This window comes from Sneathiella sp. D3-11, from assembly GCF_055809395.1.
The window spans coordinates 1,270,978-1,285,187 of the sequence record NZ_CM147911.1; the positions used below are offsets into that span (position 1 = coordinate 1,270,978).

General features: G+C 50.2%; 14 protein-coding genes. 9 read left to right on the forward strand and 5 right to left on the reverse strand.

The window, feature by feature from the left end; genetic code table 11:
• Nucleotides 1-189 precede the first annotated feature (189 nt).
• The gene (locus tag AC0L73_RS06630) at nt 190-1,062 is read left to right on the forward strand and encodes a DUF2189 domain-containing protein (RefSeq protein ID WP_473655169.1); all 873 of its coding nucleotides are present in this window, start codon (nt 190-192) and stop codon (nt 1,060-1,062) included.
• A gap of 97 nt (nt 1,063-1,159) precedes the next feature.
• Here the strand turns inward: AC0L73_RS06630 and AC0L73_RS06635 are convergent, their stop codons facing one another.
• The 5 genes from AC0L73_RS06635 to AC0L73_RS06655 all read right to left on the reverse strand — a co-directional run bounded on the left by AC0L73_RS06635 (nt 1,160) and on the right by AC0L73_RS06655 (nt 5,623).
• Nucleotides 1,160-2,020, reverse strand: a complete 861-nt coding sequence (locus tag AC0L73_RS06635) for an alpha/beta fold hydrolase (RefSeq protein WP_227949082.1) — start codon at nt 2,018-2,020, stop codon at nt 1,160-1,162.
• A 104-nt stretch (nt 2,021-2,124) separates the two neighbouring features.
• Nucleotides 2,125-2,799, reverse strand: a complete 675-nt coding sequence (locus AC0L73_RS06640; protein ID WP_227949081.1) for a nitroreductase — start codon at nt 2,797-2,799, stop codon at nt 2,125-2,127.
• Between the two features lie 71 nt (nt 2,800-2,870).
• Entirely contained in the window at nt 2,871-3,833 is a 963-nt protein-coding gene (locus AC0L73_RS06645) for an alpha/beta hydrolase (RefSeq protein ID WP_227949079.1), read from the reverse strand.
• A 23-nt stretch (nt 3,834-3,856) separates the two neighbouring features.
• Nucleotides 3,857-5,104 (reverse strand): acyl-CoA dehydrogenase family protein, encoded by a 1,248-nt coding sequence (locus tag AC0L73_RS06650; protein ID WP_227949076.1) that lies wholly within the window; start codon nt 5,102-5,104, stop codon nt 3,857-3,859.
• A gap of 87 nt (nt 5,105-5,191) precedes the next feature.
• Nucleotides 5,192-5,623, reverse strand: coding sequence for a nuclear transport factor 2 family protein (locus AC0L73_RS06655; RefSeq protein WP_227949074.1), 432 nt, complete (start codon nt 5,621-5,623; stop codon nt 5,192-5,194).
• A gap of 177 nt (nt 5,624-5,800) precedes the next feature.
• On the opposite strand from AC0L73_RS06655, the gene AC0L73_RS06660 reads away from it, so the two are divergent.
• From AC0L73_RS06660 to AC0L73_RS06695, 8 genes are all read left to right on the forward strand, one after another.
• Nucleotides 5,801-6,913, forward strand: coding sequence for an alkene reductase (locus AC0L73_RS06660; protein WP_473655170.1), 1,113 nt, complete (start codon nt 5,801-5,803; stop codon nt 6,911-6,913).
• Between the two features lie 94 nt (nt 6,914-7,007).
• A complete protein-coding gene (ehuR, locus tag AC0L73_RS06665; protein WP_227949070.1) occupies nt 7,008-8,399 on the forward strand; it encodes a MocR-like ectoine utilization transcription factor EhuR in 1,392 nt (463 codons plus the stop codon).
• A gap of 244 nt (nt 8,400-8,643) precedes the next feature.
• The gene (locus AC0L73_RS06670; RefSeq protein WP_473655171.1) at nt 8,644-9,660 is read left to right on the forward strand and encodes a TRAP transporter substrate-binding protein; all 1,017 of its coding nucleotides are present in this window, start codon (nt 8,644-8,646) and stop codon (nt 9,658-9,660) included.
• A 118-nt stretch (nt 9,661-9,778) separates the two neighbouring features.
• A complete protein-coding gene (locus AC0L73_RS06675) occupies nt 9,779-10,321 on the forward strand; it encodes a TRAP transporter small permease (protein WP_473655421.1) in 543 nt (180 codons plus the stop codon).
• Between the two features lie 9 nt (nt 10,322-10,330).
• Complete coding sequence (locus tag AC0L73_RS06680) at nt 10,331-11,614, forward strand: TRAP transporter large permease (RefSeq protein ID WP_227949063.1); 1,284 nt, start codon at nt 10,331-10,333, stop codon at nt 11,612-11,614.
• Between the two features lie 17 nt (nt 11,615-11,631).
• Nucleotides 11,632-12,069, forward strand: coding sequence for a universal stress protein (locus tag AC0L73_RS06685; protein WP_227949061.1), 438 nt, complete (start codon nt 11,632-11,634; stop codon nt 12,067-12,069).
• A 123-nt stretch (nt 12,070-12,192) separates the two neighbouring features.
• Nucleotides 12,193-13,221 carry a hydroxyectoine utilization dehydratase EutB gene (eutB, locus tag AC0L73_RS06690; protein ID WP_227949059.1) on the forward strand — a complete coding sequence of 343 codons (1,029 nt, stop codon included), beginning with the start codon at nt 12,193-12,195 and terminating at the stop codon, nt 13,219-13,221.
• The gene (locus AC0L73_RS06695) at nt 13,214-14,206 is read left to right on the forward strand and encodes a cyclodeaminase (RefSeq protein WP_473655172.1); all 993 of its coding nucleotides are present in this window, start codon (nt 13,214-13,216) and stop codon (nt 14,204-14,206) included. The genes eutB and AC0L73_RS06695 overlap by 8 nt, the downstream gene beginning before the upstream one ends.
• The last annotated feature ends 4 nt before the right edge of the window (nt 14,207-14,210 follow it).

Genomic DNA, 14,210 nt, shown 5'->3' on the forward strand with positions numbered 1-14,210 from the left:
CCATTATGGCGCGCGAAGACGGCAGCTTTGGTTATGAGATAGAATTCATCACATATCCGGATTAACTACCTGCATGTGCTGGTTCCGAACCGTCCTCAGATATAGCCTCTTCTTTATTTTAAGGAAGCTTTACTGAGTCCCGGATTGCTCATAAGCTGCATGGATATGTGTATGCTTGGGGAGGGATGCATGATGAGAGATAAAATTATCACGCCCACAAAAGAAACACTGACAAATAAGCCAATGAAAGCCAACTTCCTTGTAAAGGAGATGGCTTTGGTAAGCGACGTGGGGCCGGAAGACGTCTGGAGTTGGCTCACCGCCGGTTGGTTAGACCTGAAAGCTAATACTGTTGTCAGTGTAAGTTATGCCGCTCTCTTTATTATCTTCGGGCTGATTTTATCCTTCGGATTTTACTTCATGGGCTGGCCTTATCTGATCCTGCCTGGCCTGACTGGTTTTCTTCTTGTAGGACCTGCTGTCGGAATCGGTTTTTACGAGATTAGCCGCCAATACGCAGCCGGAGAGAAGGTATCCTTTATGGCCGCAGTTACCGCCGCGCGCTATAATAAATTAGGGATCTTTGGTTTTGGCGTTGCACTCGCCTTTGTATTTCAGGTTTGGATACGCATTTCCTTTACAGTTTTTGCACTGAATTTCCCGGGAATCATGCCAGAATGGCGCATCATCCTGACGCGCGCCCTCAGTATGGAAGGCGTCTATTTCGGAATATCAATAGCCATTGTTGGTGCGGTTTTTGCCACCTGTATATTTCTTGTGGGAGCTTTCGCCATGCCGATGATGATGGACAGGAAATCAGTGCTACTGCCCTCGCTTATTACCAGTGCCTACGCCGTCACACAAAACCGGAACGCAATGCTTCTTTGGGCTGCTATTATCGTTGTTTTCACCGGAATTGGCTTGGCCACAGCAGGGGTCGGACTGATTGTCACCCTACCGCTCATCGGTCACGCGACTTGGCATGCCTATAAGCAGGTGATGTCAGAAGATCTTCCGGAAGGTGAATCCCATCCCTCCGGCACCATTGCAGGGATTGAGTGAATTTTTGGGCATGGACGAGAGGATGTGTGAGCGATGCTCCCTTCTTCTTTTGGGAAGTCAGCACATATAGCAACGCCCGCACACTATTCCCAAGCCGTTACAAGAAGTCTCTCAAATCCGCTGTGAACTTATCAAACTGGTCATGGTGTAACCAATGCCCCGCATTATTGTAATTTTTCACGATGGCATTCTTGAAATGCTTTATACGCCCGTCATCAACAGGGTTTGACGCCCAGCTGTCATTGCCGTAGCACAGCATTGTCGGGCAAGTGATTTCGCTCCACAATGTTTGGGTGTCCTCCTGGCTGATGTCAGACGGTCCCCAAACACGCATATAATTATCAAATTTCCAGCTGAATGTACCATCTTCATTCTGGTTGACGGCATGGGTTGTCAGATGTAGGGCCTGCTCGTCTGACAAATGCTTATTCTCAGCCTTCATGCGTGCAAGGGCATCTTCAAATGTATCATAGCGGCGATGCAAACGACCACTTGCCGCTCGCTTCTGATCAATCCAGTCACGCCAGCGTTTGGCCATCGGGACGGCTTGCGCCTCCTTTATCATTTTTGGGGATGATCCTAGCCCCTCTATCGCGACAATCTTTCTGACATTCTCTGGATAGAGCCCCGTATAGCGGAGCGCAATACTGCCACCGAGAGAATGAGAAACAATCGTTACCGGGCTCAATTCCTTTTGATGGATAAGCTGGGCGATATCATATACATAGCTCTGGACATTGTAGTTGCCATCCGTGGACCAGCCACTGTCTCCGTGCCCCCTAAGGTCCGGCGCAATGATATGCCAGTCGTGACGCAGCTCTTCCGCCACCCAGTCCCAGTTCCGGCAATGATCCCGCCCACCATGGATAAGCAACAACGGCGGTGCCTCTGGATTTCCCCAGTCCACATAATGAAGCTTAATCCGCTGCGAAATATAGCTATTTGAAATCGGCCCCATGGGCTATTCCCCGTATTCTTTACCTAATCATGTTAAGGCGCATTATATGATGATTTACCCGCTACGGTCTATCCACAGTAATGGCTCGAAAGAAGTGGTTACCTTCAATCTTCAAAACCGATAAAGGTTGCAACTTCCTCAACCGGCCTGCGGGTGGAGACAACCGCATTCGCCGGAAAGCTATCGTCCGGATACCCCATAGCAACTGCCGTCTGGATCACATGATTTTCGGGGATCCCAGCATGCTCCCGCACGACAGGTGATTGCATAATACCCTGACTATTGATAACGGCACCGATACCCCGGCTCCAGGCGGCAAGTACCAACCCATAGGTTATTGCCCCAAGATCAAAATGACGGATATCCCCTTGCAAATTTTTGTCGTAAGCAACGATCACAGAGACCGGCGCATCAAACTGACGAAAGCCCCGAAGTACCCATTCCTGACGCCGTTCCGCGTCATGCCGCTCAATTCCCATGGCTTCAAAAAGCTGAACGGCCACTTTCACCTGACGATCGCGATGAACACCCTCATATTTATCTTCAACTCGAAACTCTCTGGAGGACGGTACGCCTGCGAGGTTCCGCTCTGTATTTCCTGCACGGATGCGATCCAAGGGCTCCCCACTGATTACGTGCAAATGCCATGGCTGCGTATTCATTGAAGACGGCGCGCGGGCGGCAATGTCGATTATTTCCTTCAGTACATCTTTTGGAATTGGGTCCGGTTTATAGCCGCGGATAGAGCGCCTTCCGCGCACGATAGTATCGAAGTCCATTATTTTTCTCTTATTTTTGTAAATATTTTGTTGGCGCAGGAAATCCTTGCGAGAGATATATAATCCTTACCTTAAAATTCCTCTTCAAGAAAGGACTGTATTGCCCGAAAAAGCTGATCCCTCCGCCGTTCAAGTAATGCGGAATGTGTTGCTTTTCCAACGATCGTATAGCGGCGATGGGGAGCATTGATCAGTTTATGATAGAGCGCGAGCGCCCCCTCAGCCGTCGTTTCGATATCCTTTTCGCCCACAATAGCCAACGTCGGAACCCTGACCTCAGCTGGGTCATATTGGAACACACCTTGCGACCAACGGCATACCTTGTCATCCACCACACCCGTCGGCGCACGCAGCATTGGTGGATCATGTTCACCAGATTTAGGATCGCTGGCGACCGCTTCATCCAGCCACTGCTGCTGCCAGTCTGGCTCGATAATATCCGCAATCTCTGCTGGTTTCAGCCCATGCTCCCAGCGAGCTTTAATCGACTGAGCATCCACATAGCGATAGGCCGTCGTTGGCCTATCATTTCCAATGAGAGACGCGCCAGAATTCAGCATACTTGTCCCATAGAGAGCCAGTCGTTCGACCTTGGCATTATTTTTAGCAGTGTACGCACCTGCGATTAAGGTTCCCCATGAGTATCCCAGCAGTTGCAGTTTCTCTATGCTGCGCTTCGCCAGAATATAGTCAACCATCATACCAAGATCGGATATCGCGACATCCGTATGCACAATCGGCCCGTTGGCGTCCGCCGCCTGTTCCATTTCCGCCGGTCGATCGGATCGCCCATAGCCGCGGATATCCATAAGCCAGCAGTCGAACCCTGCCTCAGCCAACGTATCCATCCAGGAGTAGCCCCCCGCGGCAAAGTCGAAGGTCACAGACGACGGATATGTTGCCCCATGCACAAACAACAAAGTACGGTCTGGCCGTCCCAGAACGGCATCCGTCCGTCGCTTGTTCCGCAAGAAAATGGATAGTTCATGGTCCCCGATAGGAACCATGAATTCTTCAACAATCAAATCTTTCATGACTATTCTTTGGTTCTCAGGCCCTACCATGCATCGTGCTTCTGTGCCTCGGCCCGACCAACAACCATATGATGCACTTCATCCGGACCATCGGCGAAGCGGAGATGGCGTTGATTTGCATACATGCTGGCTAGTGGCGTCCAATGGGACATTCCGGTCGCGCCATGAATCTGGATCGCCTGATCAATTATTTGGCATACCTTTTCCGGCACCATGGCCTTGACCGCGCTGACATAGACACGTGCTTCCCGGTTCCCGAGAACATCCATCGCTTTTGCTGCCTGAAGTACCATCAGACGCATGGCATCAATTTCAATGCGGGCACGGGCAATCACTTCAAGGTTCTTGCCAAGCTTCAAAATGGTTTTGCCAAATGCTGTCCGACTGCCAGCCCGCTTAACCATTAATTCCAGGGCTTTCTCCGCCTGACCAATTGACCGCATGCAATGATGAATGCGTCCGGGTCCGAGCCTTACTTGAGATATTTCAAAGCCACGCCCTTCACCCAGAAGTATATTCTCTTCCGGAACACGCACGTTATTAAACTTGAGATGCATATGACCGCGCGGCGCATGATCTTCACCAAATACCTGCATCCCTTCGATAATCTCAACACCAGGGGTATCAATCGGCACCAGAATTTGGGACTGCTGTTTCGACGACGGGGCATCCGGGCTGGTCTTCACCATGGTGATCATGATTTTACAGCGAGGATCACCGGCACCTGAGATGTAATATTTCTCGCCATTAATGACCCATTCGCCATTTTCCAGACGCGCCGTGGTGCTGATATTCTTTGCATCGGAAGAGGCCTCTCCCGGCTCAGTCATCGCGTATGCAGACCGGATTTCGCCGTTCAGCAATGGTTTCAACCACTTTTCTTTCTGCTCCGGTGTTCCGACCCGCTCCAATACCTCCATATTGCCGGTATCGGGAGCACTACAGTTTAGGGTTTCCGGTGCAAGGCTATTCTTGCCGAGCTCCGATGCGATATAAGCATAGTCCAGATTACTTAAGCCTTCGCCGGTCTCCGCGTCGGGCAAGAAGAAGTTCCACAATCCCGATTCCTTGGCTTTCGCCTTAGCACCGTCAAGTAATTCAAGCTGACGCGGATGCCAGCTCCAACGGTCTTCTTTCCCTTCGTTCAGGGCATAGAATTCTTCAGTAATTGGCGCAACATTTTCCTCAATATGTTTTTGCACAGCATAAAGTAAGGGGCGCGCCTCTTCTGACATAGCTAGGTTAAACAGCTCTTGGTCGGTTCCCGACATATTATTGTTCCTTATTTCGAATAAGTTGAATGTTCTTAATGCTGCGATTGTTAGCTACTGTCTGTCAACCGCTATAACAGCATCTGTTCACGGCAGGTATCCACGTTCTATATAGGGAAAGTCCCAAAGTTCCCGGTTCTTCGGGTTTTGTAGGTAGTGGTTATTATGATAACTCCGGATCTCGGTTATCTTGTCGTCTCTGAATATATACCACTCCGTACCACGCAACGTCTGACGCTTCTGATCAACCGGTGATGTCCAGGGCATACTCCATTCAATAACGGCTTCCGGCTCTTGAATTATAATATGATCCAGAGCCCATGATGCCTTTGTTTTCGGACCGACCTTCACCCAATAGTTTGCCAAGGCCGCCGCCCCTATTACCGGCGCATGATCAACAAAATAATGGACGATGTCCGGGTCAAAGGTAGACATCATCAGATCAAAATCTGCCATGGAACATCCTTCATAATATCGTCTGATAATTTCCGTATATCGATGCAATGTCTGTGACTCCATCTTAAATTCCAGTAAGTTTTTCTTACAACCCACCTACCAAAATAATTGGAACAGCTTCTGTAGAGGTTGTCACCCTTTATAATGACCGATCGGCTGGCTAGTCTGAGCTAGTGTTTAATGTCAGGGTACGTTAGGCTCTTCGCTCACGTCGACAAATTCTAAGGGCAATAATAAACGATGACGACAATCAATTTATTCACGCCGATTGCAATTGGTGAGCTGCGCTTATCAAATCGCATTGTGATGGCGCCATTGACACGGATGCGCGCGACTGTTCCTGGCAACATCCCTAACGAACTGATGGCAGAGTATTATGGCCAGCGCGCAAGTCGCGACAGCCTAATCATTGCCGAAGCCTCTCAGATTTCAGAGGATGGCAGAGGGGCCCCTTGCACGCCCGGCATTCATTCTTCAGAGCAAATCGCGGGGTGGAAGCTGATCACGAAGGCGGTTCACGCCAAAGGCGGAAAGATCTATCTGCAACTTTGGCATATGGGTCGCCTGTCTCACCCCTCCTATCAACCTGACGGCGGGCTACCGATTGCTCCATCCGCAGTACCGGCAAATGTTGAGGTTACGACGCAAGAGTTCAAGCGTGTGCCCTGCCCCATACCTCGGGCGCTGGAGACTGCAGAAATACCGGACTTGATTGAACGTTATGTCCATGCCGCCAGCAGTGCCAAAGAGGCCGGTTTTGATGGCGTCGAAATCCACTCGGCCAACGGCTATCTGCTGGAACAATTTCTCCAGTCGCGAACGAACAAGCGCACTGACCAATATGGCGGTTCAATTGAAAATCGCTGCCGCTTGGTGTTGGAAGTAACGAAAGCTATTGCTGTAGTTTGGGGATCAAATCACGTCGGTATTCGCTTGTCGCCTTTTGGTATTGCAAACGACAGTGGAGAGGATGAACCAATGCCGCTCTATTCCCACCTCATCAGCGAACTTGATAAGCTCGGCTTGGCCTATTTGCATCTGATTGAGCCGCGCGCCAGTGGCACAGGTCAACGCGATGTGGATCATAAAGATGTGCCTTCCGCAGCAGAACTCTTTCGTTCCATTTGGCATGGCATCCTGATTGCCGCGGGCAATTTTGACAAGGAGAGCGCCAATAACATGTTGGCGAATGGCGATGCCGACGCGATTGCGTTTGGCCGCTTCTTTATTTCCAACCCTGACCTGCCCGAGCGATTAAGACTGGATGTACCATTAACGCCATATAATCGCGCAACCTTCTATAGTCGTGGCCCAGAAGGATACGTCGACTATCCAACATTAGCTGATGCGTGACAGATTGAACGGAGCAAACAGTCCGCGTTTTTGGCGGGGATAACACTTAAGGGAATTATATTGCAGTTGTCATGCTATCCGCTACAATTGTTGCATGACAAAATGGATCCCCAAGCGTGAAACACTTGATCGCCCCCTCCATATTGGTATCGCAAACCTCCTCAGGGACGCAATCTCCAATGGGCAACTTGCTGTTGGAGAGCGCCTCCCGCCGCATCGAACTCTAGCGGATATTTTACACGTCAGTGTTCATACCGTTAGCAAGGCCTATGATGAGCTCACGCGTTCCGGCCTTATTGGTGGTCAGGTCGGACGCGGAACGTTTGTTCTGGACCCCACGCACACCTCCCGCCAGCCATTTCTAATGGAGAGGACTGACCAAGGGCTCATTGATCTTTCTATTGCCAGACCCTTGTATGACAATATTCATGTTGAGAAGATGCAATCCGCTCTTGCCGTTATGTCCGAAGGGTTGAACCCGGACGCCTATCTTGCCTGTCGGCCCAATATCGGGCTGGAGGAGCATCGCCATGCGGGCGTGAAATGGCTATCGAAGTGCGGACTGGAGACTTCTGCCGCAAATGTTGTCATGACCAATGGTGTCTGTCACGGCATGGCGACGGCCCTCTCCTCGGTTGCCCGCCATGGCGATGTAGTCGTAACAGATGCAATTGCTCACCATCTTATTATCTCCCTCTGCTCCTATCTCGGCCTGCGCCTCCATGGCCTCCGAATGGATGAAGAGGGAGTTCTACCAGAGGCGTTTGAAGAAGCTTGCAAACAGCAGGACGTGAAAGTTTTCTTCACTGTTCCAACCCTTGCCAGCCCGTCCGTCGGCCTCATGTCAATAGAAAGGCGAGAGGAACTCATCCGAATCGCGCGGCAATATGATATCCTGATAATCGAGGATGATGTCCTCGGCCCTCTACCGGAAATCCGCCCAACTCCAATCTCTGCGCTTGCCCCGGAACGATCTATTTATCTTACCTCTTTTACAAAATGCGTTATGCCTGGCCTGAGAACAGGATATCTGGTTGCGCCCGAAGCCTTGCTGCCCTCGATTATTGGAAGACTAATCGTATTCAGCTGGATGGCCACTCCCTTGATCTCGGAACTCGCAAGCCGCTGGATTGATGACGGTACAGCAGACGAACTGGTGCTTTGGCAGCGCGACAAACTTGCTGAACGCTATAAAATCGTGGATGAAGAACTAACCGAATTTGCTTGGATCGGCCATCCTGCCGCCCTGCATTTCTGGCTCCCGCTACCAGAGCAATGGACAGCCCTTAGCATGGTGGAACATGCGAAAGCACTCGGGGTTGCCGTGGCCCCGCCACAACCTTTCATGACAGCGCAATGCGAACCTTTAAATGCGATCCGGGTCGCCATCGGGGGCGTTGCCAATACAAATAGATTCCAGCAAGGGCTTACCTTAATCAAAGGTCTCCTGAAACGATCACCGGAGCCTTTGCCACAACTTCTGTAATTGTACTGCGTCAATATAATATTTGACATGCATTACAATTGAAGGCCAGACTTCCATTTGAAAAATTCAGGCGGGTTGTTTTTCGCCAAATTCTGATTTCAACAGTAGTTCCGGACGAGAATTCACAGGAAGAGCCAGTCATTGCTTTTACGGACCTATAAGTATTTCAGGATTAAGGGGCCGTCCGTGACGGAAAGAAAAACGCGTCAATGATTGCCGAAATCAAACAGGAGGTATGATACCAATGACTTTGAAGAAACGCGGCCTTATTAGCAGCTTAACAGCAGTAGCGACAATCGCAGCGGGATTGAGCGTTGCAAGTGCGGATACATGGAAATACGCATTTGAGGAATCCCTGACAGAGGTTCAGGGAGTCTATGCAACGAAATTCAAGGAAGAGATTGAGAAAAACTCTGATCATCAAATCCAGCTATTCCCTTATGGTACATTAGGCGAGTCAGCAGACTTGATGGAACAAACACAGGCAGGCATCCTGCAATTCGTTGATCAATCGCCTGGTTTTACCGGCGCGCTAATTCCCGAAGCACAGGTCTTTTTTGTTCCCTACCTGCTCCCCACGGATCAGGAACATTTGGCCCGCTTCTTCCGGGAAAGCAAGGCGATCAACGAGGACTTCAAAGGTCTTTATGCGGACCAAGGGCTTGAACTCCTTCAAATGTTCCCTGAAGGCGAAGTAGCCATGACAACCAAAGAGCCTGTCAACAACTGTGCGGACCTGGATGAAGTTAAATTCCGCGTGATGACGAACCCTCTTCTGGTCGAAGCCTATAAAGCGTTCGGCGCGACACCGACGCCTCTGCCTTGGGGCGAAGTCTACGGAAGCCTGCAAACCAACATTATTCAGGGCCAGGAAAACCCGACCTTCTATCTATACTCAACAAAACTGTATGAAGTAACAGATTACATCACCTATACAGGCCACAGCAATTTTACGACTGCGGTTATGGCCAACAAGGAGTTCTTTGATGGTCTTGACGATGCGGACAAGAAAATTGTTCAGGATGCCGCTAAAGCAGCATATGAACATATCGTTGTGTATCAGGAAGGCTTGGCTCAGGAAGAACTGAAAAAAATCAAGGAAGCCAAGCCAAGCATGACGGTTACCGTCCTGTCCGAAGAGCAACGCTCCTGCTTTAAAGACGCGGCAGGGGACGTGGAGGCCAAATTCATCGAAATGACCGGTGATAGCGGCACGGCAATCCTTAAACAGTTCAAAGCAGACCTCGCCGCCACTAAGTAGAGCAGCACATCCAAAAATACCGGGCGATCCAAAGAAAATTGCCCGGTATTTTTATCTCTAGAATTTTGGGATTGGACGATACAGGGGAAGCCTCGTGACAGATAAAGATCACAAATCAATGCTACCCGGTTTTTTGGGTCAGATCGATACGTTGATTGGTCGTGTGGAGGCCGTCATCCTCGCAGCCGGCGTATTATTGATGGGCCTGAATACAGTGGGAAATGTCATTGGCCGCTTCATCTTCCAATACAGCTTCTTCTTCACCGAAGAGGTAAACAGAATTCTTATTATCATGATCACCTTTGCAGGCATTGGTTATGCTGCGCGGCACGGGCGCCATATCAGAATGTCTGCCATTTATGATGCGCTGCCCATTCGAACGCGCAAAGTCATGATGATCCTCATTACCATAATCACCGCGTTGACGATGTTTGCCCTGTGCTATTTTTCAATCGGCTATATCACGAAAGTTGCGAACTCCGGACGCGTCCTGCCAGCTCTTCAGATACCAGTTTATCTGATTTTTCTTTGGGTTCCAGTCGGTTTCGCAGTCACCGGAATCCAGTATGCACTCACAACGGTCAAAAATATTCTCGAAAAAGACGTCTACCTCTCCACCAGCATGCTGGAAGGGTATGACGACGACGAGATCGAAGTTTAGGAGGATCGGATGGCAATCAAAATAACAGCTATCATGATCGTCCTGTTGCTCGCGGGCCTGCCCATGATGATCCCGCTTCTGCTCGGCGCTTTTTATGGATTTTATGAGCTTTTTAATGGCTTTTCAAAAATGGACTTCATGGTCCAACAGATGCTCGCGGGCATACGCCCGGCATCTCTAATAGCAGTCCCGATGTTCATTCTGGCCGCGGAAATCATGACCCGGGGCCAATCTGCAAACCGTCTTATTGACATGGTGATGAAGTTTATCGGCCATGTCCGGGGCGGACTTGCCGTCAGCACGGCCGCGGCTTGCACCCTTTTCGGTGCGGTATCCGGCTCGACGCAGGCCACTGTTGTTGCTGTCGGGTCGCCATTGCGCCCACGTATGTTGAAGGCGGGATACAAGGATTCATTTATCCTCGCCCTGATCATCAATGCCAGTGATATCGCCTTCCTTATTCCGCCCAGTATCGGCATGATTATCTATGGCGTAATTTCCAGCACGTCCATTTCAGAGTTATTCATCGCCGGTGTAGGCCCCGGCCTTCTTTTGATGATCCTCTTTTCCGCCTACAGCATGATCTATGCAACCATTAACAAAGTGCCAACAGAGCCAAAAGCAACCTGGTCAGAACGATTAGGCGCCGCCCGAAGAGCTATCTGGCCACTCGGCTTCCCAGTCATAATTATTGGCGGTATTTATGGTGGCATTTTCAGCCCGACCGAAGCGGCGGCAGCCTGTGTATTCTATGCCTTGATTCTGGAGATTATTATTTTCAAGTCCCTGAAAATAAAAGATATTTACCAGATTGCTAAATCCACCGGACTGATTACCGCCGTCGTCTTTATTCTGGTAGGTGCCGGCGCAGCCTTTTCTTGGGTAATCTCATTCGCCCAAATTCCTCAGGAAATTCTGGGGGCGATTGGTATCACCGATATGGGCCCGAAAGGGGTTTTGGGTGTCATCTCTGTTTCCTTCTTCATCGGCTGTATGTTCGTTGACCCAATCGTTGTGATCCTCGTTCTCGTACCCATTTTTGCACCCGTGGTCGAAGCTGTAGCGTTGGACCCGGTTCTGGTGGGAACGATTATCACGCTGCAGGTTGCCATTGGCTCTGCAACGCCGCCCTTTGGATGTGATATTTTCACGGCAATTGCCGTCTTTAAAAGGCCGTATGCAGATGTTGTAAGGGGCATATTTCCCTTTACGGTCATTCTTGCCGCTGTATCGGTCGCTCTAATATTTTTCCCGCAGATTGCCCTGTTTGCCCGCGATCTGGCGTTCCGTTGATGGGCAGGAGATAACATATGTTTAAAAAAATCCTGATCCCGATGGATGGTTCAGAGCCCTCTCTGAAGGCCTTGAAAACGGCCGTCAAAATGCAAGAGTCGTTTGACTGTGAGCTGCTTATTCTAACTGTTTTCAGACATCACAGCCTCCTGGAAACATCTATATCGATGGTCCGCTCGGAAGAACCCGAAGTCATGGATGATATTCTGCGAAAGCATGCATCCGATGTGGCGGAGAATGCAAAAAAAGAAGCATTGGATATGGGAGCCAAATCGGTCCGGGCTTTCGTGAAAAACGGCCCGCCCGCCCGGACAATTGTCAATTTTTCAAAAGACAAAGATGTCGAACTAATCATTCTGGGTAGCCGGGGACATGGTGATTTGGAAGGCTTCCTGCTCGGAAGTGTCTCCCACAAGGTAACAAGCCTCGCAAATTGTCCGGTGATGGTAGTTTAGAGACGTCTCGTCCGAATTGTACTGTCGACCTCATCATATTTTTCAGGTGGGATAAAATTAAATGAAATCTTCAATTCAATATTCCTGTTTATGGCTGGCTGTTTCAAATTCGAGTTGCCCAGCATGAAGGGGCGCAAGATAGGTTCAGTGAGTTTGTCTGCTATTGACAGGGCGCACCTCAGGATAGCTCCCTTTATCCGGCAGACACCGATTGTGCTCTCACCTTCCCTGTCGGAGCAGACTGGTGGAGATATATATCTAAAGCTGGAGCAACTCCAGATTACGGGAAGCTTCAAGTTACGCGGTGCAACGAATGCTGTGCTGTCCTTGACTGAGGATCAGAAAGCAAATGGCGTTGTCGGTGTCTCAACCGGGAACCACGGACGCGGCCTTGCCTATGCTGCGCATAATGCTGGCGTGCACTGTATCATCTGCATGTCTGAACTCGTGCCGCAGAACAAAGTAGACGGCATTCGCTCGCATGGCGCGGAGGTCCGCATTATTGGACGCTCCCAAGACGATGCGCAGGTAGAGGTGGATCGGCTTGTCAATGAAGAAGGGATGACCATGCTGCCGCCCTTTGATCATCAAGATATTATTGCAGGGCAAGGAACACTTGGTCTTGAGGTTCTGGCACAGGTGAAGGACATTGAAACCGTACTGGTTCCCTTGTCCGGTGGCGGCCTGATTTCTGGCATTGCCCTTGCCATGAAAACCAAGAACCCGACAATCAGGATCATCGGTGTCTCTATGGATCGGGGCGCCGCCATGTATGAAAGTCAACAGGCTGGCAAACCCATTCTGGTAGAAGAATTCCCCACTCTTGCAGATTCACTGGGCGGCGGAATAGGTCTCAACAATCTTTACACATTCCGGATGGTGAAGGAACTTGTTGATGAAATTGTGCTGGTGACCGAGACCGAGATTGCCGAGGCTATCCGCCATGCCTATTGGCAGGAAAAGCTGGTGATTGAAGGATCGGGCAGCGTCGGCATTGCAGCCTTACTTTCCGGAAAAATTGAGACCCCTGGCACCTGCGTTAGTCTCATCAGCGGATGCAACATCGACATGAAACTGCATAAACGACTTATCGACGGAGAGAATGTCGACATCAGTCGGGAACAATTAAAAGCGGAAACCCGACATGCCTGAAATTACCATCATGAGCGAAAAAGAACTCAGGCAGGTCGTTTCGCTGGACAAAGCTGCCGTGAACTGCATCGAAAATGCATTCCGTCTTCTCGCAACAAAGGATGTGGTAATGCCGCCGATCCTCAGCTTTCATGTCCCGGATCATAATGGAGAAGTGGACGTCAAGACGGCTTATGTGCCGGGAATTGACTCCTTCGCAATAAAAATGAGCCCCGGATTTTTTGATAATCCCAAACTAGGCTTGCCCAGCCTCAACGGATTGATAGTCCTCTTTTCTTCCAAAACAGGCATTGTCGAGGGGGTTCTACTGGACAATGGATATCTGACAGATGTCCGAACTGCTGCCGCCGGCGCTATCGCCGCGAAATGGCTTTCCCGTGAGGATGCGAATGTCGCTGGAATCATCGGCACCGGGACGCAGGCAAAACTACAGCTCAAAGCTCTCTCCCTAGTTCGCAACATCAAGAAAGCTATTGTCTGGGGCCGGAATGGCGTGAAGGCACAACAATATGTCGAAGATTGCCAAAATGAACTCGGTATCAAAATCGAAGTTGCCGAAACCATTGATTACCTGATGGAACAGAGCGATATCGTGGTGACGACAACGCCGTCACAAACAGCCCTGATTTCAGCAACACAGCTTCACCCCGGTCAGCATATAACCGCTATGGGTGCGGATGCCGATTACAAAACAGAACTCGCGCCAGACGTTATCCCTGTGGCCAATCTATATGTCTGCGACAATCTTGCCCAATGCCGCATGCAGGGAGAACTGCGCGCGGCCATCGCCGCCGGATATGTAGACGAAGCCACTGATTTCCCGGAACTCGGCAATATTATTGCTGGCCACCATAGTGGCCGCCCGTCGGATGAAAGCATCACGATTTGCGACCTGACGGGTACAGGCGTTCAGGATACCGCAATTGCCACCCTTGCCCGAGAGCTCGCGCAAGACGCAAACATCGGCACCATTTTCAACAGCTAGCAGG